This window comes from Streptomyces sp. KL116D (assembly GCF_030766975.1).
Taxonomy (GTDB): Bacteria; Actinomycetota; Actinomycetes; order Streptomycetales; family Streptomycetaceae; genus Streptomyces; species Streptomyces longispororuber_A.
In genome coordinates this window covers 30,602-54,500 of the sequence record NZ_JASERH010000114.1, presented here as the reverse complement: position 1 = coordinate 54,500, position 23,899 = coordinate 30,602, and the positions used below count along the sequence as shown (strand labels likewise).

The following is a 23,899-nucleotide window of genomic DNA, read 5'->3' as shown; positions in this document are numbered from 1 at the left end:
AGCCGCCCCGTCACCGGGCAGCCCGCTCTCCAGGAACGCGTCGACGGAGGGCCCGGAGGCCCGCCGGGCGCGGCGGCGACCGCCGCCGGAGGTCGCGGTGGCCTGCTCGGGAAGGTTCGCCGCGACGGTCTCCGCGGCCGGGTCGTCGGCAGGACCGGACGGCGCCGGAACGACGGGGGACGCCTCGGCCGCGACGACCCCGGCCCCGCTCCCGATCGGCACCTCCAGCACGTACGCGCTGCCGCTCATCCCCGGCATCTCGTGGGTCTGCAGCACACCGCCGTGCGCCCGCACGATGCCCTGGACGATCGGCTCGTGCACCGGATCGCCACCGGCGTACGGGCCCCGCACCTCGATGCGCACGCTCTCGCCGCGCTGCGCGGCGGCCACCACGACGGTCGAGTCGACGTACCCGGCGCCGGCGGGCACCCGCGCGTTGCCGGTCGCGTCGATGCCCGCGACGTCGGCGATCAGGTGCGCCAGCGCGGTCGCGAGCCGCCCCGCGTCCACCTCGGCCTCGATCGGCGGCGCGTGCACGGCGAACTGGACCCGGCCGGGCCCGATCAGCTCCACGGCCCCGTCGACACCGGCGGCGACGACGGCGTCCAGCATCACCGGCGTACGGGTCAGGCCTTCGCCGCCCGTGTCGAGCAGCTGGTAGGCGAGCACGTTGTCGACGAGCGTCGTGATCCGCGAGTAGCCGGCGGAGAGGTGGTGCAGGACCTGGTTCGCCTCGGGCCACAACTGCCCCGCGTCGTCGGCGGCGAGCTGTCCCAGTTCGCGCCGCAGCTCGTCCAGCGGCCCGCGCAGCGACTGCCCGAGCACGGCGAGCAGCTGCGAGTGCCGCGCGGCCAGCGCCTCGTAGCGGTCCTTCTCGCGCTCGGCGAACGCGGCGCCCCGCTCCCGCTCGGCCGACAGCTCCTCGGCGTGCTGCTCGTGGGCCGCCGTCAGCTCGGCGGTCAGCTCCTCGCGGACGCGGCCGAGCTCCTCGGCCCGCTCCGCGCGCTCCTGTTCGGCGGCCTCGTCGCGCCGGGCCAGCTCCTCGGCGTGCTCGGTGACCAGCTGGTCGTACGGGCGCCGGTCGGTGAAGGTCATGACGGCGCCGACCAGTTGGTCCCCGTCGCGCACCGGCGCCGTGGTCATGTCGACGGGCAGCCGGTCGCCGTTCTTGGCCCACAGGACCTGCCCGCGCACCCGGTGCTTGCGCCCGGAGCGCAGCGTGTCGGCGAGCGGCGACTCCTCGTACGGGAACGGCTCGCCGTCGGCGCGCGAGTGCAGCACGAGCTGGTGCAGTTCCTGGCCGCCCAGATCGCTGGCACGGAACCCCAGGATCTGCGCGGCGGCCGGGTTGACGAGCACGATCCGCCCGTCGGTGTCGGTCCCCACGACGCCCTCGGCGGCGGCCCGCAGGATCATCTCGGTCTGCCGCTGCGAACGGGCGAGTTCGGCCTCGGTGTCCACGGTGCCCGAAAGGTCGCGTACGACCAGCATGAGCAGCTCGGACCCGCTGTAACCACCGCCGCCGAGGCCGCCGGTGCCGTACGGGTCGACGGCGTCGCGGGCGCTGTCCGCGAGGTTCGCGCTGGTCACCTCGACGGGGAACTCGCTGCCGTCGGTGCGGCGGGCGATCATCCGCGTCGGCTTCGTCCGGCCGCGCTCGTCGGTCGGGGTGTCGGGCCGCCGCATGGATCCGGGGATCAGCCGCGAGTCGAACTCCGGCAGCAGATCGAGCAGTCCGCGCCCCACCAGGGCGGTGCCCGGCGCCTCGAAGGCTTCCAGGGCGATGGAATTGGCGTTGACGACGGTCCCGTTGGTGTTGACCAGCACCAACGCATCCGGCAGCGCGTCGAGTATGGCTGCGAGGCGAGCAGCGCCTCGGGATGGCCTGCTGCTCACGAGACGCTTCCCTCCTGATTACCGCGACTTGCTGACCGCCCGGGCCATCTTGCCTCGCGTCCCGCGGCGTGTCACGGGAGGGAGTCTACGGGCAGTGGTTGTGCTCGCGACGCCGGATGAGAGGGAGCCCACGTAGAGGATGTGGGGATCCCGAGCGGGGCCGGTCGTGACGGTGTGCCCGGTGGACCCAGGGTCACGGGGCGGTAGCAGGCAGCACGGGCACCAGTTGCCGCCACCGCGAGATCTCGCAGCCGTCGCTCAGCCGGTACGTGGCGTCGACGGGCCGGCCGTGCCAGGTGCCGGTGATGTGGGCGGTGGCGTCGCCCCCGTACTGCATCGTGCAGAAGGACCCTTTCGGCACGGGCGCGAACGGATCCCGTCCGTCCGCCTCGATCTCGTCGAGCCTCGCGCAGGCCGCGCCCGGATCGGGGTGGCTGCCGCCGACCGGCGCGCAGTCCAGCTCGACCGTCCCGTCGTTCCCGGTCCCCGAGTCGGTGACGCTGACCGTCAGCTGGTCGGGCGCCACGCCGTCCAGGACGCCGAAGGGGGACGGCGGCATCCGCGTCGGCCCGGTGTCGGCGTGCGCGCCGCCGGGCAGGGCCGCCGCGAGGGCGACGGACGCGGCGGCGGTGAGGAGGAGCCGGGCCGGTACGCGGGAGGACGGACGCGGGGACTGGTGCGGGGACACGCGGCGCAAGAACATGCCCTGCCTAACGCGCTCACCCACCACGACGATGCGCCTTGTCCAACGGCTTTGCTCTCTGGCCTGCCCGCCTAGTACCGTGGGGGGCGATTGGTGACACGGCGCTCAGCTGTGTCATCATCTGCACGCATCCACTCGCGCTCGCGTGGGGGGATTGTGCTGGAGGCGTCGCCTAGTCCGGTCTATGGCGCCGCACTGCTAATGCGGTTTGGGACTTAAATCCCATCGAGGGTTCAAATCCCTCCGCCTCCGCAGCAAGATCCGAAGCCCCGGTCCACCAGGACCGGGGCTTCGCTGCTTCCCGGGGGTCCGCGGAGCCTCGGGGGCGCGCCGGACCCCGGTGACTGTGGGTGCGTTTCCGCAGGTCACAACGGGTGAGGCAAACGGATTTCACATGGCGGCGGCAGTCATGTAATGTTCTTCCTGTCGCCGCGAGCGGGCCGAAAGGCCGGGGAGCGAAGACGAAAACAAAACAAGCACTCGTAGCTTAACGGATAGAGCATCTGACTACGGATCAGAAGGTTGCAGGTTCGAATCCTGCCGAGTGCACACAGAGAAGAAGCCCCCGGAGAATCTCCGGGGGCTTCTTCGTGTTCCGGGTTCGTGTTCCGGGTTCCTGTTCCGGTGAGCCGGGCGTTGTCAGTGGGGTGCGTCATTCTGGGCTCATGACGTGGTGGTGCACCGGGATGCGATGGCGTGGGGGTGGGCCGGAGTTCGGGTGGCTGGGGGACGGGGCGGGGGCGGAGCGGGAGAGCGGGGTGCGGTTCGGGGAGGACGTGGCCCTGCGCGTCGGAGGGCCACGGCGGTGTCTCGGGGTGTGGCGGGGCGGGCGGCGGACGGCCTGTCCGGGGTGGGGCGCCGTGCCGGAGCGGGGGACGCGGGCGCAGTGCGCGGAATGCGCCGGGATCGACCGGGCGCGGTCCGTGGCCGCCGACACCATGGCCGACGACCCGCGGCCGTACCGCGTGTACCTGGCGTGGTTCGGGGACGGGCTCGTGAAGGTGGGGATCACGGGCGCGGCCAGAGGGAGCGCGCGGCTGCTGGAGCAGGGCGCGGTCTGTTTCACCTGGCTGGGGCAGGGGCCGCTGATGGCGGCGCGGCGGGCCGAGGAGCTGCTGCGGGTCGCGCTCGGGGTGCCGGACCGGATTCCGTACGAGCGGAAGCGGATCGTGCGGGCGGGGCTGCCGGAGACGGCCGGGCGGGGGACCGAGCTGGTGCGGGCGCACGGGGTCGCCGCCGGGCTCGACGGGTGGCCCGAGTCGCTGGAGCGGCTGCCGTGCGAGGTCGTCGACCACGGGGAGGTGTTCGGGCTCGCGGCCGTGGACCGGGTGGACGCGGTGGTGGACGGGCTCGCGGCCGGTGCCGTGGTGGCGGGCACCGTCGTCGCGGCCGCCGGGCCCGATCTGCACCTCGTCGAGCCGGCCGGGCGGCGGCTCGTGGTGGACACCCGGGTGCTGGCCGGGTGGCCGCTGGAGCGGGGGCCGGCCGGGGCGCGCGGGTCGGACGTCGGGGTGCGGGAGGTGCCTGCCGTGCAGGGCGGACTGTTCTGAGGTTCCGGGCCGCGGCGGGGCGCTCGGTGACCGGAGGGTCAAGTCTCCCTGCCCGTACGGCAAGGAAGGGCGCCGAAGGTGGACAGGGCGGTCGGGGGCGGGTCACCGTGGGGGACATGAGTGATCACGTGGAAGCGCCTGTCGCTCCGTTGCCCGCCTTTGAACTGCCGTACTACGTCGTGGTGTTCAGCTCGACGCGCACCGAGGGAGACCTCGGGTACGGGGAGGCCGCCGAGCGGATGGACGAGCTGGTGAAGGACATGCCCGGATACCTCGGGCACGAGTCCGCGCGGACGCCCGGCGGGCTCGGCATCACCGTCTCGTACTTCCGTGACCTCGACGCCATCGAGCGGTGGCGGTCGTTCGCCGAGCACCGGGCCGTGCAGAAGCAGGGGCGGGCCGACTGGTACACGGGGTACACCGTGCACGTCGCCAAGGTCGAGCGGAGTCATGGATGTGAGCGTGCGTAGCGGGGCCGGCGTAGACGGCGCCGGGAGCGAGGCGGAGCTCGTCGCCGGGTTCCTCGCCCGGCACCGGCTGCCCGGGCTCGTCGACGTGCACACGCACTTCATGCCCGAGCGCGTGCTGCGCAAGGTGTGGGCGTACTTCGACAGCGCCGGGCCGCTCACCGGCGTGCCGTGGCCGATCACGTACCGGGAGGAGGAGGACCGACGGCTCGCGCGGCTGCGGGAGTTCGGCGTCGTCGCCTTCACCTCCATGCTCTATCCGCACAAGGCGGGGATGGCGGAGTGGCTGAACGGCTGGGCCGCCGACTTCGCCGCCCGCACCCCGGACTGTCTGCACACCGCCACCTTCTTCCCCGAGCCGGGCGCCGGCGACTACGTACGGCGGGCGATCGAGGACGGTGCGCGGATCTTCAAGGCGCACGTGCAGGTCGGGGCGTACGACCCGGCGGACCCGCTGCTCGACCCCGTCTGGGGAGCGCTGGCCGAGGCGGGGGTGCCCATCGTGACGCACTGCGGTTCGGGGCCGGCGCCGGGCAAGCACACCGGGCCCGAGCCGATGGCCCGCGTGCTCGCACGGCATCCGCGGCTGCCGCTCGTCGTCGCGCACCTGGGGATGCCCGAGTACGGGGAGTTCCTCGATCTCGCCGAGCGGTACCCGGAGGTGCGGCTCGACACGACCATGGCGTTCACGGACTTCTCCGAGCGGCAGGCGCCCTTCCCGCGCGAGGAGCTGGCGCGGCTGCGGGACCTCGGGGACCGGGTGCTGCTCGGCAGCGACTTCCCGAACATTCCGTACCCCTACGTCCACCAGCTGGAGGCGATCGAGCGGCTCGGGCTGGGCGACGCGTGGGTGCGGGCCGTCTGCCACGGGAACGGCGCGGCGCTCTTCGGGCTGGCCTGACCTGCTGCTGGGGCGTACCTGAGAGGCGCCTGTGCGTTTCTCAGGGTTTTCACAGGTAGCCGAAAGGGTGCTCTCAGAGGGTCGCCGCATGGTTGCACCATGACCGCGACCTCGCCCCAGGGGCGTACCGAACTGCTGAGGCCGGACGGAAGCCCCGTCCGGGTGCTTGTCGTGGACGACGAGCAGTCCATCACCGAGCTGTTGTCCATGGCCCTGCGCTACGAAGGCTGGCAGATCAGGGCCGCCGGCGACGGGGCCGGAGCCGTGCAGACCGCACGCGAGTTCCGGCCCGACGCCGTCGTGCTCGACATGATGCTGCCCGACATGGACGGGCTGAGCGTGCTCGGGCGGCTGCGCCGTGAGCTGCCGGACGTGCCGGTGCTCTTCCTGACGGCCAAGGACGCCGTCGAGGACCGGATCGCCGGGCTGACGGCGGGCGGCGACGACTACGTCACCAAGCCGTTCAGCCTGGAGGAGGTCGTGGCACGGCTGCGCGGGCTGATCCGGCGGACCGGGGCGGCCGACCGGCGCAGCGAGTCCGTGCTGGTCGTGGGTGACCTCATGCTCGACGAGGACAGCCACGAGGTGTCCCGGGGCGGGGCCAACATCCATCTGACCGCCACCGAGTTCGAGCTGCTGCGCTTCCTCATGCGCAATCCGCGGCGCGTGCTCAGCAAGGCGCAGATCCTGGATCGCGTGTGGAGCTACGACTTCGGCGGGCAGGCCAACGTCGTCGAGCTGTACATCTCCTACCTGCGGCGGAAGATAGACGCCGGGCGCGAGCCGATGATCCACACGCGGCGCGGCGCGGGCTATCTGATCAAGCCGGCCGCCACGACGGTCTCGTGACGCGCCGGGGCCGTCCGGGGCGGCCCCGGACCCTGCGGACCAGGCTCGTCGTGACCGCCGTCGGCCTCATCGCCCTGGTGGCCGTGGTCATCGGCACCGTGACCACACTGGCCCTGCACACGTACCTGTACGGGCAGCTGGACCAGAAGGTCCGGCAGATCGCCATGCTGGCCGAGGGCGGAGGCCCCGACGGGCAGGGCATGAACCGGCAGCCGCGCGAGCCGGGCCTGGCGTTCCTGGGTGGGCCGTCCGGCCCCGAGACGGTCGGTGCGCTGCTCTCGTCCGACGGCAGCACCGTCACCGAGGCGCAGCGGAGCGACCAGAACTCGACCACCGGCAGGACCGACCTGACCGAGGCCCAGCGGGACGCCCTCGCCTCCGTCGCCAAGGACGGCGAGGCGCACAGCGTCGACCTGCCGGGGCTCGGCACCTACCGGGTGCAGACGTCCCCCAGCGGCACGGCGCTCGTCGGTCTGCCCGCCGCCGAGGTCGAATCCACCCTCAACACCCTCATCGTCATAGAGCTCTCCGTCACCGGCGCGGGCCTGCTGGCCGCCGGGGTGACGGGAGTCGTCATGGTCGGCGTCGCCCTGCGCCCCCTGCGCCGCGTAGCCGCCACCGCCACCCGCGTCTCCGAACTCCCGCTGCACAGCGGCGAAGTGACCCTCTACGAGCGGGTCCCGGACGCCGAGGCCGATCCGCGGACCGAGGTCGGACAGGTCGGGGCCGCGCTCAACCGGATGCTGGACCACGTGCACGGCGCCCTGGAGGCGCGGCAGCAGAGCGAGACGCGGGTGCGGCAGTTCGTCGCGGACGCCAGTCATGAGCTGCGCACCCCGCTGGCCTCCATCCGCGGGTACGCCGAGCTGACCCGGCGCGGCCGGGAGGAGACCGGCCCCGACACCCGGCACGCCCTCGGCCGGATCGAGTCCGAGGCGCACCGGATGACGGGTCTCGTCGAGGACCTGCTGCTGCTGGCCCGGCTGGACGCCGGACGGCCGCTGTCGTACGAGCCGACCGATCTGTCCCCGCTCGTCGTCGACGCGCTCAGTGATGCCCGCGCCGCCGACCAGGACCACCGCTGGCGCCTCGAACTGCCCGACGAACCGGCCACCGCGCTCGCCGACTCCGCGCGGCTGCACCAGGTCCTCGTCAATCTGCTGGCCAACGCCAGGACGCACACCCCGCCCGGCACCACCGTCACCGCCCGCGTGCACCGGCACGGCCCCTGGGTCTGCCTCGACGTGCAGGACGACGGGCCCGGCATCCCCGCCGAGCTCCAGCCGCACGTCTTCGAGCGGTTCGCGCGCGGCGACTCGTCCCGGTCGAGGAAGGCCGGGTCGACCGGGCTCGGGCTCGCCATCGTGCAGGCCGTCGCGGCCGCCCACGGCGGCGCCGTGACCATGGACTCCGTGCCCGGCAGGACGGTGTTCACCGTGCATCTGCCCGCCCATGACGAACCCGTCATGTACTCACAGGCAGGGCAAAGCTTCACCACACAGCGCTAACAGGGCGGTTGGCGAATGTCGATGGCATGCGAACCGACTCTTCTCCGGGCATCGACCCCACCGCCGCGAGGTTCGGGGCGCTGCCGGCGCGGGAGCACCTCCCTGCGGGCAGCGGCGATGTGCCGGTCCTGGACGTTGTCATCCCCGTCTACAACGAGGAGAAGGACCTCGGCGCGTGCGTGCGCAGACTCCACCGCCACCTGCTCCGCACCTTCCCCTACCGCTTCCGCATCACGATCGCGGACAACGCCTCCACCGACGCCACCCCGAAGGTGGCGCACGAACTGACCTCGGAACTGCCGGGCGTCTCGTACTCCCGGCTGGAGCTGAAGGGCCGCGGGCGGGCCCTGCGCACCGTCTGGTCGGCGTCCGACGCGCCGGTCCTCGCGTACATGGACGTGGACCTGTCCACCGATCTGAACGCACTGCTGCCACTGGTGGCGCCGCTCATCTCCGGGCACTCCGACCTCGCCATCGGCTCGCGGCTCGCCCGCTCCTCGCGGGTCGTGCGCGGGCCGAAGCGGGAGTTCATCTCCCGTGCCTACAACCTCATCCTGCGCGGCTCGCTCCAGGCCCGCTTCTCCGACGCCCAGTGCGGCTTCAAGGCGATCCGGCGCGACGTCGCGCAGGTGCTGCTGCCGCTCGTCGAGGACACCGGATGGTTCTTCGACACGGAGATGCTGGTGCTCGCCGAGCGGGCCGGGCTCCGCATCCACGAAGTGCCCGTCGACTGGGTCGACGACCCGGACTCGACCGTGCACATCGTGAGGACGGCGACCGACGACCTCAAGGGCGTCTGGCGGGTGGGGCGGGCGCTCGCGACCGGCTCGCTGGCCCTCGACCGGCTCGCCCGGCCGTTCGGCGACGACCCGCGCGACCGCCAACTCGCGGGCGTGCCCAAGGGGCTGGCCCGCCAGCTGGTCGGCTTCTGCGTCGTCGGCGGCCTGTCGACGCTGCTCTACCTCCTGCTGTACTCCGGCTTCCGTACGTTCTCCGGGGCGCAGGTCGCCAACGCGCTCGCGCTGTTCGTGTCGGCCATCGCCAACACGGCCGCCAACCGGCGCCTCACCTTCGGGGTGCGCGGCCGGGACAAGGCCGTGCGCCACCAGGCCCAGGGCATCGTCGTGTTCGGCATCGGCTGGGCCCTCACCAGCGGCTCGCTCGCCGCCCTCGGCGTGGCGTCCGGCTCCCCCTCGCACTCCACCGAGCTGGCCGTGCTCATCGCGGCCAACCTCGCGGCGACCGTCCTGCGCTTCCTGCTCTTCCGGGCGTGGGTCTTCCCCGACCAGCACGCCTCCCCTTCCCCCGACCTCAGGACCCAGCGATGACCGTCACCGAATCCCCGGCGCCCGACGCCCCGGCCCCGCCCGCACGGGCGGTGGCGGGCCACGGCCGGCCCAAGGACGGGTTCCCGCGCCGCCTCTGGCGCGGCCGGCCCGACGACGCGCGCTGGGTGCGCCCGGCCTTCCTCGGCCTGCTCCTCGTCATCGGCCTCGCCTACCTCTGGAACCTGTCGGCGTCCGGCTACGCCAACTCCTTCTACTCGGCGGCCGTCCAGGCGGGCAGCGAGAGCTGGAAGGCGTTCTTCTTCGGCTCGTCCGACGCGGCGAACGCCATCACCGTCGACAAGCCGCCGGCCGCGCTCTGGCCGATGGCGCTGTCCGTCCGCCTCTTCGGACTCAACTCGTGGGCGATCCTCGTCCCCGAGGTGCTGATGGGCCTGGCCACGGCCGGTGTGCTGTACGCGGCCGTGCGCCGCCGGTTCAGCGCCGCCGCGGGCCTGATCACCATGGCCGTGTTCGCCACGGTCCCGGTCGCCGCGCTGATGTTCCGGTTCAACAACCCGGACGCGCTGCTCGCCCTCCTCATGACCGTCACCGTGTACTGCGTGCTGCGGGCGATGGAGCGCGGGCGGACGAAGTGGCTGGTGTGGGCGGGCGTCGCGGTCGGTCTCGCCTTCCTGGCGAAGACGCTCCAGGCCTTCCTGATCCTGCCGCCGCTGGCCCTGCTCTACGCGGTGTGCGCGCCGGTGCGGCTGCGCAGGCGGTTCGGCCAGCTCGCCCTGTCCGGGCTCGCGATGGTCGTCGCGGGCGGCTGGTGGGTGGCGATCGTGGAGCTGTGGCCCGCGTCGTCCAGGCCGTACATCGGCGGCTCCCAGAACAACTCGTTCCTCGAACTGACCTTCGGCTACAACGGCCTCGGCCGGATCAGCGGCGACGAGACCGGCTCGGTCGGCGGCGGTGGCGGCGGCGCGGGCGGCGGCACCGGGCAGTGGGGCGAGACCGGCATCGGCCGGATGTTCAACTCCGAGATCGGCAGCCAGGTCTCCTGGCTGATCCCGGCCGCGCTGATCCTCTTCGCCGCCGGTGTCGTGCTGACCCGGAGGGCGGCGCGGACCGACACGGCGCGTGCCGCGTTCCTCGCGTGGGGCGGCTCGCTGCTGATGACGGGTCTCGTCTTCAGCTTCATGGCGGGCATCTTCCACCAGTACTACACGGTGGCCCTCGCCCCCTACATCGCGGCGCTCGTCGGCATGGGCGCGACCGTGCTGTGGGAGGAGCGGGCGCGGATCACGGCGTCGGCGACCCTCGGCGTCTCGGTGGCCGTCACCGCGGTGTGGGGGTACGTGCTCCTCGGGCGGACGCCGGACTACCTGCCGTGGCTGCGCTGGGCCGTGCTCGTCGGCGGTCTCGCCGCGGGCCTCGGCCTCGCGTTCGCCGGCCGCCTCAGCCGTCAACTGGCGCTGAGCGCGGCCGGGTTGGGCCTGGCCGCCTCGCTGGCGGCGCCCACCGCGTACACCATCAGCACGCTGAACACCGGGCACACCGGGTCGATCGTCACGGCGGGTCCCTCCGGGGCGAGCATGATGGGCGGCGGCGGTCCGGGCGGCGGTGGTGGCGGGGGCCGGGGCGGCGGAATGCCTGGCGGCAACCAGCAGGGCGGTGGCGGCCAGATGGGCCAGCCACCGAACGGCAACGGCAACCAGCAGGGCGGCGGTTTCCCCGGCGGCGGCATGCCCGGACAGAACCAGAACCAGAACCAGAACCAGAATCAGAACCAGAACCAAGGCACCGGTCAGAAGCAGCAGCAGGGCACCATGCCCGGCGGCATGGGCGAAGGCGGCCCCGGCGGTGGCGGAGGCGGCGGCATGGGCGGTCTGCTCAACGGCGCCGAGGTCAGCTCCAAGGCTGAGAAGCTGCTGGCCGAGAACGCCGACGACTACACCTGGGTCGCGGCCACGGTCGGCTCGCAGAACCAGGCGAGCTACCAACTGGCCACCGGAGAGCCGGTGATGGCCATCGGTGGCTTCAACGGCACGGACCCGTCCCCGACGCTCGCCCAGTTCAAGCAGTACGTCGAGGACGGCAGGATCCACTACTTCATCGGCAGCGGCTCCGGGGGTGGCATGGGCGGGTCGAGCTCCGGCACCTCGGCCAAGATCACGTCCTGGGTGGAGGCCCACTTCAAGAAGGTGACGGTCGGGAACGCCACGTTCTACGACCTGACCCGGCCCAGCTAGGAGGGCTCCGGGCACAGCAGGGCCGCGGCCGCGGCTGCTCGTCGACCGAGCAGCCACGTCCGCGGCCTTCGCCGTGTCCAGGCCGTGCGGCGCCGTGTCTACCGGCGGGAGACGGCCACCTCGGCGACCACCGGGCGGTGGTCCGACGCCGCGGCCTCCGCCACCACCTCGGCCGACCGCGCCCGGATCCCCTCCCCCACCGCCACGAAGTCGATCCGCTTCACCGGCACGTCCGCCGGGAACGACCCGCCGGCCGACGGCCCCGCGTCCGTCAGCTCCTGCCACAACGGCGCCAGCTCGGGCGCGGAGCGCTCCGCGTTGAAGTCGCCGAGGAGGACCTGCCGCGCACCCGGGACGGCGTTCCGCTCCGCCGCCATGATCCGCCGGGTGTCCGCGACCTGCGCCGTACGGACCGCCGGATCGGCCCGGTAGTCGAGGTGCGTGACGAAGACCTGCACCGGCACGCCTCGCACCTTCAGCGTCACCTCGCCGAAGCCGGGCGCGGGCGCCGGCACCGGGTTCGGGTCCTGCGTGGACAGCCGGGTGATCTCGTGGTTGACGGCGGACCGGATCGGATACCGGGACAGCACCGCCACCCCGTACTCCCGCCGCGGCGCCCCGGCCGTCACCGGGTCGAGGCTGTAGATCGGCGCGAACGAGACCCGCATCCCGAGCCGGTCCGCCAGCTCCCGGGCCACGTCGAGCCCCTGACTGCGGTCGCCCCAGTGCACGTCGACCTCCTGGAGGCCGATCACGTCAGCGTGCAGCGCGCGCAGCGCCGCCGTCTGCCGGTCGAGGTCGAAGACGTTGTCCATGCCGGACCCGGCGTGGATGTTGTACGTGGCGATCCGCAGCGGAACCGCCGAGCCCCCGGCGGACGCGGGCGGAGCCCACGCCACCAGGCTCAACAGGGTTGCGGACAGGACGAGTTGAGGCGCTACGCGCACACGTATCGGCATGCCGGGAACCGTATGCGGAAAATCGCCTTGTACAGCGTACGAGTAATCCCTTACGGTGTACGAGAAGCGTAGTCGTACACCGTAGAAGCAGAACAGGGGACCGCATGACGGAGACGACAGCCGAGACCACCGATCCGTCCGGGCCCTCCGCGGCCGGAGGCCACCCGCAGCGCTGGCTCATCCTCGGCGTCATCTGCCTCGCCCAGCTGACCGTGCTGCTCGACAACACCGTCCTGAACGTCGCGATCCCCTCCCTCACCCGGGAGCTGGGCGCCTCGACGTCCGACATCCAGTGGGTGATCAGCGCCTACTCGCTCGTCCAGTCCGGACTGCTGCTCACCGCGGGCAGCAGCGCCGACCGGTACGGCCGCAAGAAGATGCTCGCGGCGGGCCTGGTGCTGTTCGGCGTCGGGTCGCTGGTCGCCGGGCTGGCCGACTCCACCGGGCAGTTGATCGCCGCGCGGGCCGGCATGGGCGTCGGCGGCGCGCTGCTGATGACCACGACCCTCGCCGTCGTCGTGCAGATCTTCGACGAGGCCGAGCGCGTGAAGGCGATCGGCCTGTGGGCGACCGTGAACTCGCTCGGGTTCGCCGTCGGCCCGCTGCTCGGCGGCTTCATGCTGGACCACTTCTGGTGGGGCGCGATCTTCCTCATCAACATCCCGGTCGCGGTCATCGGCCTGATCGCCGTCCTGGCGCTGGTCCCCGAGTCCAAGAACCCGCGCGGCGACCGCCCCGACCTGCTCGGCGCCCTGCTCTCCACGGTCGGCATGACCGGGGTCGTCTACGCGATCATCAACGGCCCGGACAAGGGCTGGACCTCCGAGACGACCCTCACCTCGGCCGCGATCGGGCTCGTCGTCATGGCCGCGTTCGTGACGTGGGAGCTGCGCATCCCGTACCCGATGCTGGACATGCACTTCTTCCGCAACCAGAAGTTCACGGGCGCGGTCGCCGGGGCGATCCTCGTCGCGTTCGGCATGGGCGGCTCCCTCTTCCTGCTCACCCAGCACCTCCAGTTCGTGCTCGGCTACGAGCCGTTGGAGGCGGGGCTGCGCACGGCGCCGCTGGCGCTGACCATCGTCGGCCTGAACCTCACGGGCGTCGGCGCCCGGCTCCTCGCCAAGGTCGGCACCCCGGTGACCATCGCCGCCGGCATGAGCTGCCTGGCGGCGGGGCTCGCGGCGATCGCCGTGCTCGGCGGGGACGGTTACGGCGGAATGCTGTTCGGCCTGATCGTGATGGGTGTCGGCATCGCCCTCGCCATGCCGGCCATGGCCAACGCCATCATGAGCGCGATCCCGCCGGAGAAGGCGGGTGTGGGCGCGGGTGTCAACGGGACCCTGGCGGAGTTCGGCAACGGACTCGGGGTGGCCGTGCTCGGCGCCGTCCTCAACGCCCGGTTCACCGCGCTCGTCCCGGTCGCCGCGGCCTCGCTCCCGGCCGCGCTGGCCGCCGCCGACTCGGCGGGGGAGAAGGCCCGGATCGCGGACGCGTTCGCCTCGGGCCTGGAGACCAGCCAGCTGGTCGGTTCCCTCGCCGTGCTCGTCGGCGGTCTGCTGGCCGCTGCGTTGCTGCGCAGGGCCGAGCGGGCAGACTCAGCGGCATAGCATCGGTGGCGGGCGGACCGCTGGATTCCGCTGGGTTCCCGGCCCGCCCGCGTACGACGACTCCTGGGAAGGTGCGCCATGGCGAAGGCAGCGCGGATGAGTGTCTGGCTGGAGGGTTCCGAGGCCAAGGCGCCGCGCAGTCGGCGCAGCGAGCAGCCCAGCGGGCTCGACCGCGACCGGATCACCGACGCCACCGTGCGGCTGCTCGACGCGGAGGGCCTCGCCAAGTTCTCCATGCGGCGCCTCGCCGGTGAGCTGGGCGTCACCGCGATGTCCGTGTACTGGTACGTCGACACCAAGGACGACCTGCTGGAACTGGCCCTCGACCGGGTCTTCGGCGAGCCCCGGTTCCCGGTCGTGGCCGACGGGCCGGACGCGGACCGCGCGGACTGGCGCGATCAGCTGCGGGAACTGGCCGCCCAGTACCGGGCGCTGATCGTCCGCCACCCGTGGACCTCGACGCTGACCGGCAACTTCCTCAACGTCGGTCCGAACTCGCTGCTGTTCTCGCGCGCGGTGCAGCAGGTCATCGCCCGCACCGGCCTCTCGCTGCCCCGGCAGCGCGGCGCCATCGCGTCCGTCTTCCAGTTCGTCTACGGATACAGCACCATCGAGGGCCACTTCGTCCAGCGGTGCACCGAGGCCGGCATGACGCAGGACGAGTACTTCCACGAGGCGATGTCCGCGTTCAGCGCGCCCCCCGAGATGGCGGAGGACTTCAAGCACGCCGAGCGGATGATGGAGGCGATGGAGGAGGGCGGCACCGTGGAGCAGATGCGCGACCTGGACTTCCAGGTCGCGCTCGATCTGCAGGTCGCGGGCATCGAGGCCCTGGTGGCGCAGGAGCGCGCCCAGGGCGCCGCCCAGGTGGACGGACCCTAGCCCTCGGCCAGCCGCGCGGGGAAGCCGCCGGTGGCGATCGGGCCCCACTTGTCGGGCGTGACGCGGATGATCGACTTGCCCTGCTTGACCATCGCCTCCCGGTACTCGTCCCAGTCCGGGTGCTCGCCCGAGATGTTGCGGAAGTACTCCACCAGGGGCTCGACCGATTCGGGGGAGTCGATGACCTCCGCCGTGCCGTCGATCTGGACCCACGGCCCGTTCCAGTCGTCGCTGAGCACGAGCACGCTCACGCGCGGGTTCCGCTTGGCGTTGCGGGTCTTGGCCCGCTCCGGGTAGGTGGACACGACGATCCGGCCGGAGTCGTCGACCCCGCAGGTCAGCGGGGAGGCCTGCGGGGAGCCGTCGGCGCGGGCGGTGATCAGGAGGGCACGGTGACGGGGGCGTACGAAGTCGAGCAACTCGTCCAGGGGCACACGGGTGTTGGTCGCGATGTTCGGAGCCATGGCGCCAGCCTATGCCGCCGCCCGCCGCGGTCATGGTTCCCGGGCCAGCAGCGCCTCGAGGAGATTGTCGTGGACCGGCACGTCCCGGCGCAGCTGGGTCAGCGTGAGGACCCGGCTCGCGACCCCCGTCCGTGGCGCGGACACCCGGAGCGAGGAGCCGTACCGGTCCGCCAGATAGCGGCGCAGGTCCAGCAGGAGCCGTACCCCCTGGGAGTCCAGGAAGCGGGTGTCGGTCAGGTCGATGATGAAGTCCCGGGCGCCGTCGGCGTGCAGATCCGCCACGGCCCGCGCCTCGGCCAGCAACGGCGCCGCGTTGCTCAGGTCGATCTCGTCGGGGAAGGCGATCAGGGTGTGGTGGGCGATGTCGATGGAAGCCAGGTGGATGGGTGTGGGCGTGGGCACAGGGCTCACCTGCCAGACCGCTAGTGGTCGGTCGGTGGACGACGAGCCGCTTCCTGACCCGGTCGCCCATTCCATCACTGATCGCGGGTCGTTCTCCGCTGTCCGGACCAACTCGGCGTGGGCTCATGGAAACCGGATAGAGTGCGTATGTCCTGCGCTCGCAGTCGGGAATGTGCTGCGGAGCTCTCCCCGCGTATGGCCGGTCGGTCATGCGCGCTGAAGAGGTTCGTGGTGTTTCTTTTGAGTTCTCCCGAAGTGTCCTACTCCGCTGCCGATTTCCGGCTGGCCGAAGCACTGACCGTCGCGGCCCGCCAGCTCCACGAGGCGGGCGGCTCCCGCGCCATCCTGCGCACCGCCGTACGGCTCGCCGTGCACCTCGTGCCCGGCACCGACCACGCGGGCATCGTCACCGTCGGACGCGACCAGCGCCCGCAGACCCTGGCCTCCAGCGACGAAGTGGCCCAGGAAGTACAGCAGTTGGCCGACACCGACGCCTACCGCGCGCTGTGGGAGCAGCTCTGGAGCAGCCCCGTCGCCGGAATCGCCGACACCACCGCGGAGGACGTCGCCGGGCGCGGCCTCGCCCCGCTCGGCGTCCGCTCCCTGCTCGCCCTGCGGCTGCGGGCCGACCGCCGCCGCCTCACCGTCCTCGCCCTGTGGAGCCGCAAACCGGCCGGGCTCGACAGCACGAGCCTGCGCGTCGGCCGGCTGCTCGCCGCGCACATCTCCCTCGCCCACGAATCCGCCACCGTCCAGGAACAGCTCACGGAGGCGATGCGCACCCGCGACCTGATCGGGCAGGCCACCGGGCTGGTCATGGCCCACCACGACGTCGACGCGGCCGACGCGTTCGCGCTGCTCGTGCGGGCCTCGCAGCGGGAGAACCTCAAACTCCGGGACCTGGCCCAGCGGTACGTGGACACAGCAGCCGAGGGCAGCGGCGAGTGAGCGGCCGATCCGTGGACACCCGGTGGCGATGAACAGTCCCGCCGTGCCCCCGCCGGATCGCGCCGCCCCGGTGTCCGCCATGGACGCCGCCGGGCTCTACCAGGCCCTGGCCGAGAGCGACGGCCTCGGCGGATTCCTCCAGGAACTCAGCGAACGGGCCGGCCACGTCGTGCGGCCCGGGGCCTGCAGCGTCACGCTCGGCCGCGCCGACCGGCTGCACACCGTCGCCAGCAGCGACCTGCTGGTCAGCGGGCTCGACGAGGTGCAGTACGCGGCCGACACCGGGCCCTGCCTGGCCGCGGCCCGCGAACGCGTCGAACAGCACGCGCCCGACCTGGCGACGGAGCCGCGCTGGGCGCCCTTCCCGGCCGCGGCGCGGGAGCGCGGGGTGCGCTCCCTGCTCGCCGTCCCGCTCACCCTGAACCACGGCGCGTACGGCGCCCTCAACTTCTACGCCCGCGGCCCCGGCGCCTTCCACGGCCACCGCGGGACGGCCAGGGAACTGGCCGCGCAGGCATCCGGGGCGGTCGCGGTGGCGCTGCGCATGGAACACGACCGGGAGGCGGGCCTCGACCTGCGGGCCGCGATGCTCTCGCGCAGCGTCATCGACCAGGCCATCGGCATCCTGATGGCCACGCACCGCTGCGACGCGCACAAGGCCCTCGAACTGCTGCGCCGCCGCTCCCAGGACGCGAACGTCAAACTGCGCGCCCTGTGCGTCCAACTGGTGACGGCGGTCGGCGGCGCCCCGCCGGACGCGGGCCGCTTCACCGAGCGGGCCCGCGACTGACTCCGGCGGGGCCGACTCCGGCGCGACCGACGACGGCGCGGCCGGTCAGGCCTGCGGCAGGGCGTCGCCCTGGACGGCCTGGATGTCGAGCTCGACCCTGAGCGTCGCGCCGATCGCCGCGATGCCGGCCTGCACGACCTGGTTGTAGTTCATCGCGAAGTCCTCGCGCTTCAGCTCGGCCGTCGCCTTGAACGCGGCGCGGGTGCCGCCCCACGGGTCGGCGCCGGTGCCCAGGTAGCTCAGGTCGAGGTCGACCTGGCGGGCGACGCCGTGCATGGTGAGCTCGCCGTGCACCGTCCAGCGGTCGGAGCCGGCCGGGGAGAGCCCCGTCGAGCGGTAGGTGATCTCCGGGTACGTCTCGACGTCCAGGAAGTCCGGGGACTTCAGGTGGCCGTCGCGCATGCCGTTGCCGGTGTCGATGGACGCCGCCCGGATGACCGCCTCGACGCGGGACTTCTCCACGTCCTGGGCGATGTCCACCCGCGCGCTGAAGTCGGTGAACCGGCCGTGCACCGAGGTGATGCCCAGGTGCTGCGCCGTCGCCGCGACCGCGGAGTGCGCCGGGTCGACCGTCCAGGGGCCGGGCGGCGGCAGTTCGGCGCCGCCCTGCCGGGCCAGCACCACGGAGCCGACCTCGGCGCGGCCGGTCGCCGTGACGAGCGCGGTGGACGCCGCCGGGGAGTAGCCCACGGCCGTCACGATCACGGTGTACGGGCCGGGGGTGAGCGGGGTCGCGTCGTGCACGGCCCCCTCGTCGTCGGCCTCGGCCCGCAGCACCTGCGCACCGGTCATGTCGGTCACCGTGACGACGGCGTGCGGCAGAGCCCACCCGTCCCGCGTACGGATCCGCGCACTGAGTCCCATCGTTCACATCTCCTAGCTCAAGTTCTCACGTACGTAAGGGAGTTGGTCATGTCCCGAACGCGAACGGGCCCCGGCCCGTGACGTCTCCGGCCGTCCCCTGCCGTTAACGACGCCACCGGGTCCGGGGCCCCTTTCCCACAACCGGGCCGGTCCGGCGCGCGTCTCCGCTCGAAGCGCGCGCCGTCCTTCAGGTGGCCCGGGGTCTCAGCTACTCGCCGGGGTGGGCGAGTTCGATGTCGTGGCCGTCGACGCCACTGCCCTGCACGGTGAGGTGCGTGGCCACCGGCGGGTAGCCGGTCGCGATCACCGTGTACTCGCCGCCGTCCAGGTCGGTGAAGGCGTACGCGCCGTCCTCACCGGTGGTCGAGGTGGCGACCACGTTGCCCGCGGCGTCGATCAGCGTGACCCGTGCGTCGTTCAGCGTCCGGCCGGCCGCCCGCACGGTGCCCTGCACCTGGGAGCCGGAGTTCAGCTCGATCTCGACCCGGGTGACCCCCGTGCCGCCGACCTCGACGGGCAGCGCCAGCGGACGGTGGCCCGCGGCGTTCACCGCGATGGTCACCGGCCCGGGCACCAGCTCGGCGAAGGTGAACTCGCCCTCCTCGCCGGAGAGCCCGGTGGCGAGCACGTCGCCGCGCACGTCGGTCACGATCACCATGGCACCGGTGACCGGCGCCTTGGTCTCGGCGGCCTTGACCACACCGCTCAGCCCGCTCGTACCGCTGAGCAGGATGTCGTAGGTGACCGCGGCGTCGCCGACGACCACCGTGGAGGCCTGCGGCTGGTAGCCGTCGGCCGAGGCGATCAGGACGTAGGAGCCGGTGCCGGGGGCGTCGACCGTGTACGAGCCGTCGCCCTGGGCCACCGCGCGGCCCAGCTGCCGTCCCCCGAGGGAGATCAGCGTGATCGCGGCCCGCGGGACCGGGGCGGACTCGGCGCCGCGGACGAAACCGTGCACCGGGGTGCCGCCGACGGCCGACTGCGCCGGGACGTTGCCCGGGGTCGCGGCGACGGCCGTCAGACGCTGGGTCTGGTTGTCCGCGGCGGGCTCGTCCGCACCGACCAGGCTCGGCACCTTCTCCGGCTCGGCCGCCGGGGTGGCGGTGACGCCGGCCGGGGCGGCGGCAGCGGCCGCCTCGGTCTCCTTGGCCTGGTCCAGGCCGCCGGACGTACGCAGCGGGACCTCCTTGATGAACAGCGTGGCGATGAGGGCGAGCAGCGCGATCGGCGCGGCGATCAGGAAGACGTCGGCGATGCCGTGCCCGTAGGCGCTCTCCATGATGGTGCGCAGCGGCGCGGGGAGCTTGTCCAGGTCCGGGATGGCGCCGCCACCGGTCCCGCCGTGGCCGAGGGCAGCGCCCTGCGGGCCGAGGTCGGCGAGACCTTCCTTGACGTAGTGCGTGATGCGCGTGGCCATGATCGAACCGAGCGCCGAGACACCCATCGCACCACCGAGGGAGCGGAAGAAGGTGACCGTGGAGCTGGCCGAGCCGATGTCCTGCGGGTCGACCTGGTTCTGGGTGCAGAGCACGAGGTTCTGCATCATCATGCCGACGCCGAGGCCCATCAGGGCCATGAAGACCGCGACGTGCCAGTACGGGGTGTCGTAGCGGATCGTGCTGAGCAGGCCGAGGCCCGCCGTGATGAGCACGCCGCCGGAGACCAGCCACGCCTTCCACTTGCCGGTCTTGGTGATGACCTGGCCCGCGACGGTCGACGAGATGAACAGGCCGCCGATCATCGGGATCGTCATGACACCGGACATCGTCGGCGACTTGCCGCGTGCCAGCTGGAAGTACTGCGAGAAGAACACGGTGCCCGCGAACATCGCGACACCCACGAAGAGCGAGGCGATCGAGGCGAGCGTGATGGTGCGGTTGCGGAAGAGCCGCAGCGGGATGATCGGCTCGGCGGCCCGGGTCTCCACGAGGATGAAGATCAGGGCGAGCACGGCCGCGCCGCCCACCATCGCGCCGGTCTGCCACGACAGCCAGGAGTACTTGTCGTCGGCGAAGGTCACCCACAGGAGCAGGGTGCAGACGGCGGCGGTGATGAAGAAGGCACCGGCCCAGTCGACCTTCACGTTGTCCCGCTTGACCACGGGGAGCTTCAGCGTCTTCTGCAGGACGATGAGCGCGATGATCGCGAAGGGGACGCCGACGTAGAAGCACCAGCGCCAGCCCAGCCACGAGGTGTCCGTGATGACACCGCCGAGCAGCGGGCCGCCGACGGTGGCGACGGCGAAGGTCGCGCCGAGGTAGCCGGAGTAACGGCCCCGCTCGCGCGGGGAGATCATCGCGGCCATCACGATCTGGGCGAGGGCGGACAGACCGCCGACGCCGATGCCCTGGACCACACGGCAGGCGATCAGCATGCTGGGGCTCTGCGAGAGACCCGCGACGACCGAACCGCCCACGTAGACGATGAGGGCTATCTGGACGAGCGCCTTCTTGCTGAAGATGTCGGCGAGCTTGCCCCACAGCGGGGTGGTCGCGGTCATCGCGAGCAGCGAGGCGGTGACGACCCAGGTGTAGGCGGACTGGCCGCCACCGAGGTCGCCGACGATCTCGGGCAGAGCATTGGTGACGATCGTCGACGACAGGATCGCGACGAACATGCCGAGCAGCAGCCCGGACAGGGCCTCCATGATCTGTCGGTGCGTCATGGTTGCGCCGGTGTCGGGGGCGGCGCCTGAATGCTTGGCATGGCTGCCCCGCACACCGGTCGGTGTGGATGTTGCCATGGGATTCCTTTTCTTACGTCTTATGCGGGTGTACGGGTGGTCGTTCGGCAGTCACCGAAGCTGTCGCGCAGCCGCGTCATGAGGGCGATCAACTGGTTGACCTCGTCGTCGGACCAGTCGCTCAGCCGGTCGGCGAGCAGTTGCGTCGAGCGCTCGTTGAGCACGTCGAGCTGCTTCCAGCCCTTGTCGGTGAGGCTGAGGATGCGCGACCGCTTGTCGGCGGGGTCGGGGTGGCGCTCGATCCAGCCGCGGTCCGCGACGTGCGCGACGTGCCGGCTGGCCACCGACACGTCGACGGCGAGCAGTTCGGCGATCTTGCTCATGCGCATGTCGCCGTACCGCTTGAGCAGCGTGAGTACGGCGGCCGAACCGGTCGGGCAGTCGTGCGGCAGGATCCGCGCCATGTCTCTCTTGATCGCGCCGAAGGCGCTGAGCTGTCGCGCCAGCTCGTCGTAGTGACGTTGGGTGGCCACGGCACCTCCTGACCAAAGCTTTATATTTTGTTGCTTAGGGCAACGATAGAAGCAGTTGGTTGCCGCAGGCAAACTAAAAGGGACGTTCGACCCTAAAATCACGGCAAAGTGCAGGTGTAAAGGGGTAAAGTCGCAGCTCAAGTGCCCTGTGGGCGGACTGTGGCGCCTGTGGCGCCGATTCGCTAGGGTCCTGGGCCATGGCACACAACCCCCAGGGCCCGAACCCCGAAGGCAACTACGACCCCGCGGGCAGCACCCAGATGTTCCGCGCCTTCGTCGACGAGGGCGGCACCCCCACCCCGCGCGCGCAGGCGGCTCCGGCGAAGTCCGGTCCCGGTGCGGGCCTGGTCATCGGCATCGTGGTCGCGGTCGTCGTGATCGCGGCGGTGGCCTGGCTGGCGCTCAAGTAGCTTCCGCGCACGACCAGTTGAACGGTGGCGTGGGGCGTCACTTCCAGTCGACGTCGACGTCCCGCGTCTCCAGGTGCATCCCGAGCGGCACGCGCCAGGAGTCGACGCACACCGTCCAGGTCTTCTCCTTCTTCTCTCCCGCGCCGATCGGTACGGGGAGCTTCTCGGTGGACTTCACGGTCGCCCAGTCGATCCCGAGGGCGCCGATGACGTGCGTCCCGAAGGTGACCGTGCCCGAACGGACCGCGCTGCCACCGGAGTTGTGCAGCGTCAGCGTCACGTCCTGACACCAGCGCTTGTCCGTGTCCTTCAGTTCCGGGTCGCCCACCTTGAGGGCGGCCGGTCCGGCGGGGGACGGGGAGCCGGTGCCGGGCTTCTGAGCGGGGGCCGAACTCGACGGCCTGCCCGGTGAGTTGGTGTCGCCGGAGCCCGTGGACGACGGCGGCCCGTCCGAGGCGCCGTCCGGGTCCGCGCTCCCGCTGCCGCCGGGTCCGGAGCCGTCCACCGGGACCCCGCCGCCACCGTCGCCGGTGCCGCTGCCGTCGCCCCCGGAACCGTCCGTGGCCTCGCCCGCGGCCCCGCCGCCGCCCTCGCCGGCTGCCCCGCCGTCGCCCGGCTCCGCCGAGTCCAGGGGGACCAGCTCCACCTTGCCGGTGGGCGCGACGCCGCCGCCCGGCTCCGACGGGGTGCCGCCGGCCGCGCCCACGGCCACGTAGGCGGCCGGCCCGTCGTCGCCCCCGAGCGCCACGACGGCCGTCCCGCCGAGACACACGACGGCCGCCGAAGCGGCCCCCACGGCGATGCCCCTACGTCCTCTACGTCCACGTGTCCAAGCCCGCAGCATCGCGCCAGTGTGTCTGACGGACCGTCAATTAGGAACCCCGCAGGGCACATACGGCACACATGCGGCGGCGCGGGCCCCCCGTCCGGTGGGGTGGCCCGCGCCGAAGGTCCGGCAGGTGGGCGGGTCAGTCCGCGATCAGACCCTCGCGGAGCTGCGCCAGGGTGCGGGTGAGCAGCCGGGAGACATGCATCTGCGAGATGCCGACCTCTTCGCCGATCTGCGACTGCGTCATGTTCGCAAAGAACCGGAGCATGATGATCCGGCGCTCGCGCGGCGGCAGCTTGGCCAGCAGCGGCTTGAGCGACTCCCGGTACTCGACGCCCTCCAGGGCGGTGTCCTCGTAACCGAGCCGGTCCGCGAGCGAGCCCTCGCCGCCGTCGTCCTCGGGGGCCGGGGAGTCGAGGGAGGACGCCGTGTACGCGTTCCCCACGGCCAGGCCGTCGACCACGTCCTCCTCCGAGACGCCCAGCGCCACGGCGAGCTCGGGGACGGTCGGCGAGCGGTCCAGCTTCTGGGCCAGCTCGTCGCTCGCCTTCGTCAGCGCGAGCCGCAGCTCCTGGAGGCGCCGCGGCACCCGCACGGACCAGGACGTGTCCCGGAAGAACCGCTTGATCTCGCCGACGACGGTCGGCATCGCGAACGTCGGGAACTCCACGCCGCGCTCGCAGTCGAACCGGTCGATCGCCTTGATCAGACCGATCGTGCCGACCTGGACGATGTCCTCCATCGGCTCGTTCCGGCTGCGGAAGCGGGCTGCCGCGTAGCGCACGAGCGGGAGGTTCAGCTCGATGAGGGTGTCGCGCACATAGGCGCGCTCCGGGCTCTGCTCGTCGAGCGCGGCAAGGCGCAGGAACAGGGAGCGGGACAGGGTGCGGGTGTCGATGGACCCGGACGTCCCCTGGACGACCTCGGGGGTCGCGGGGGCCTGAGCCGGGACAGGAACAGGCGTGTCGGGCGAGAGCGTGAGCACCTTCGAGCTGCCCTGGTCTGCGGACATGCCACCCCCTTGAGGTCGCGGACGGTCGCGGCGGGCGCTCCCGTCAGGTAGGAGCGCAGCCTCCACCTGAATACCGGACGTGAGGCTGCGCCAAACGCGGTTCCAGCAGAATGTCACAT

The 23,899-nt window shown here is 72.2% G+C and carries 22 protein-coding genes and 2 tRNA genes; 14 read left to right on the top strand and 10 right to left on the bottom strand.

The window, feature by feature from the left end; all coding sequences use genetic code 11:
- Together RBJ77_RS44180 and RBJ77_RS44175 are read right to left on the bottom strand one after the other, a co-directional pair.
- The coding region (locus tag RBJ77_RS44180; protein ID WP_372350150.1) for a PAS domain-containing protein at positions 1-1,896 on the bottom strand (1,896 nt) is incomplete at its 3' end.
- A gap of 193 nt (positions 1,897-2,089) precedes the next feature.
- Positions 2,090-2,584: an SSI family serine proteinase inhibitor gene (locus RBJ77_RS44175; protein ID WP_372350149.1), complete on the bottom strand. Its 495-nt coding sequence runs from the start codon at positions 2,582-2,584 to the stop codon at positions 2,090-2,092.
- Between the two features lie 176 nt (positions 2,585-2,760).
- Between RBJ77_RS44175 and RBJ77_RS44170 the strand changes: the two genes are divergently transcribed.
- From RBJ77_RS44170 to RBJ77_RS44130, 9 genes are all read left to right on the top strand, one after another.
- Positions 2,761-2,851 (top strand) — tRNA-Ser (locus RBJ77_RS44170).
- Between the two features lie 224 nt (positions 2,852-3,075).
- A tRNA-Arg gene (locus RBJ77_RS44165) sits at positions 3,076-3,148 on the top strand.
- A gap of 137 nt (positions 3,149-3,285) precedes the next feature.
- Positions 3,286-4,149, top strand: a complete 864-nt coding sequence (locus RBJ77_RS44160; protein ID WP_372350148.1) for a DUF2797 domain-containing protein — start codon at positions 3,286-3,288, stop codon at positions 4,147-4,149.
- A gap of 116 nt (positions 4,150-4,265) precedes the next feature.
- The gene (locus tag RBJ77_RS44155; protein WP_372350147.1) at positions 4,266-4,619 is read left to right on the top strand and encodes an antibiotic biosynthesis monooxygenase; all 354 of its coding nucleotides are present in this window, start codon (positions 4,266-4,268) and stop codon (positions 4,617-4,619) included.
- The gene (locus tag RBJ77_RS44150; protein ID WP_372350146.1) at positions 4,600-5,517 is read left to right on the top strand and encodes an amidohydrolase family protein; all 918 of its coding nucleotides are present in this window, start codon (positions 4,600-4,602) and stop codon (positions 5,515-5,517) included. Before RBJ77_RS44155 ends, RBJ77_RS44150 begins: the two co-directional genes overlap by 20 nt.
- A gap of 99 nt (positions 5,518-5,616) precedes the next feature.
- The gene (locus RBJ77_RS44145) at positions 5,617-6,366 is read left to right on the top strand and encodes a response regulator transcription factor (protein ID WP_305128485.1); all 750 of its coding nucleotides are present in this window, start codon (positions 5,617-5,619) and stop codon (positions 6,364-6,366) included.
- Between the two features lie 50 nt (positions 6,367-6,416).
- Entirely contained in the window at positions 6,417-7,874 is a 1,458-nt protein-coding gene (locus tag RBJ77_RS44140) for a sensor histidine kinase (RefSeq protein ID WP_372350145.1), read from the top strand.
- A 26-nt stretch (positions 7,875-7,900) separates the two neighbouring features.
- Positions 7,901-9,202: a glycosyltransferase gene (locus RBJ77_RS44135; protein WP_372350144.1), complete on the top strand. Its 1,302-nt coding sequence runs from the start codon at positions 7,901-7,903 to the stop codon at positions 9,200-9,202.
- A complete protein-coding gene (locus tag RBJ77_RS44130) occupies positions 9,199-11,394 on the top strand; it encodes an ArnT family glycosyltransferase (protein ID WP_372350143.1) in 2,196 nt (731 codons plus the stop codon). The genes RBJ77_RS44135 and RBJ77_RS44130 overlap by 4 nt, the downstream gene beginning before the upstream one ends.
- Positions 11,395-11,492: 98 nt before the next feature.
- Here the strand turns inward: RBJ77_RS44130 and RBJ77_RS44125 are convergent, their stop codons facing one another.
- Entirely contained in the window at positions 11,493-12,353 is an 861-nt protein-coding gene (locus tag RBJ77_RS44125; protein WP_372350142.1) for an endonuclease/exonuclease/phosphatase family protein, read from the bottom strand.
- A 104-nt stretch (positions 12,354-12,457) separates the two neighbouring features.
- Between RBJ77_RS44125 and RBJ77_RS44120 the strand changes: the two genes are divergently transcribed.
- A complete protein-coding gene (locus RBJ77_RS44120; RefSeq protein ID WP_372350141.1) occupies positions 12,458-13,963 on the top strand; it encodes an MFS transporter in 1,506 nt (501 codons plus the stop codon).
- Between the two features lie 96 nt (positions 13,964-14,059).
- On the top strand, positions 14,060-14,845 hold the full coding sequence (locus RBJ77_RS44115; protein ID WP_372350140.1) for a TetR/AcrR family transcriptional regulator: 786 nt from the start codon (positions 14,060-14,062) through the stop codon (positions 14,843-14,845).
- On the opposite strand, the gene RBJ77_RS44110 is transcribed toward RBJ77_RS44115, so the two are convergent.
- Positions 14,842-15,309 (bottom strand): PPOX class F420-dependent oxidoreductase, encoded by a 468-nt coding sequence (locus RBJ77_RS44110; protein ID WP_255977815.1) that lies wholly within the window; start codon positions 15,307-15,309, stop codon positions 14,842-14,844. The two genes, RBJ77_RS44115 and RBJ77_RS44110, sit on opposite strands and share 4 nt — an antisense overlap.
- Positions 15,310-15,339: 30 nt before the next feature.
- On the bottom strand, positions 15,340-15,711 hold the full coding sequence (locus RBJ77_RS44105; protein ID WP_372350139.1) for an STAS domain-containing protein: 372 nt from the start codon (positions 15,709-15,711) through the stop codon (positions 15,340-15,342).
- Between the two features lie 255 nt (positions 15,712-15,966).
- Here RBJ77_RS44105 and RBJ77_RS44100 point away from each other — a divergent pair, with 255 nt between their 5' ends.
- Together RBJ77_RS44100 and RBJ77_RS44095 are read left to right on the top strand one after the other, a co-directional pair.
- Positions 15,967-16,659, top strand: a complete 693-nt coding sequence (locus tag RBJ77_RS44100) for an ANTAR domain-containing protein (protein ID WP_372350138.1) — start codon at positions 15,967-15,969, stop codon at positions 16,657-16,659.
- A gap of 43 nt (positions 16,660-16,702) precedes the next feature.
- Positions 16,703-17,449, top strand: a complete 747-nt coding sequence (locus RBJ77_RS44095; RefSeq protein WP_372350137.1) for an ANTAR domain-containing protein — start codon at positions 16,703-16,705, stop codon at positions 17,447-17,449.
- Between the two features lie 45 nt (positions 17,450-17,494).
- Here RBJ77_RS44095 and RBJ77_RS44090 read toward each other — a convergent pair whose 3' ends face one another.
- The 3 genes from RBJ77_RS44090 to RBJ77_RS44080 all read right to left on the bottom strand — a co-directional run bounded on the left by RBJ77_RS44090 (position 17,495) and on the right by RBJ77_RS44080 (position 21,529).
- Positions 17,495-18,313: a YceI family protein gene (locus RBJ77_RS44090; RefSeq protein WP_255977806.1), complete on the bottom strand. Its 819-nt coding sequence runs from the start codon at positions 18,311-18,313 to the stop codon at positions 17,495-17,497.
- 208 nt (positions 18,314-18,521) lie between these two features.
- Positions 18,522-21,056: an MFS transporter gene (locus RBJ77_RS44085; RefSeq protein ID WP_372350136.1), complete on the bottom strand. Its 2,535-nt coding sequence runs from the start codon at positions 21,054-21,056 to the stop codon at positions 18,522-18,524.
- 20 nt (positions 21,057-21,076) lie between these two features.
- Positions 21,077-21,529 (bottom strand): MarR family transcriptional regulator, encoded by a 453-nt coding sequence (locus tag RBJ77_RS44080; protein ID WP_255977802.1) that lies wholly within the window; start codon positions 21,527-21,529, stop codon positions 21,077-21,079.
- Between the two features lie 197 nt (positions 21,530-21,726).
- Here RBJ77_RS44080 and RBJ77_RS44075 point away from each other — a divergent pair, with 197 nt between their 5' ends.
- Positions 21,727-21,939 carry a hypothetical protein gene (locus RBJ77_RS44075; RefSeq protein WP_255977800.1) on the top strand — a complete coding sequence of 71 codons (213 nt, stop codon included), beginning with the start codon at positions 21,727-21,729 and terminating at the stop codon, positions 21,937-21,939.
- 37 nt (positions 21,940-21,976) lie between these two features.
- Here RBJ77_RS44075 and RBJ77_RS44070 read toward each other — a convergent pair whose 3' ends face one another.
- Positions 21,977-22,735 (bottom strand): hypothetical protein, encoded by a 759-nt coding sequence (locus tag RBJ77_RS44070; protein ID WP_372350135.1) that lies wholly within the window; start codon positions 22,733-22,735, stop codon positions 21,977-21,979.
- A gap of 172 nt (positions 22,736-22,907) precedes the next feature.
- Positions 22,908-23,780: an RNA polymerase sigma factor SigF gene (locus RBJ77_RS44065; RefSeq protein ID WP_255977796.1), complete on the bottom strand. Its 873-nt coding sequence runs from the start codon at positions 23,778-23,780 to the stop codon at positions 22,908-22,910.
- Positions 23,781-23,899 lie beyond the last annotated feature (119 nt).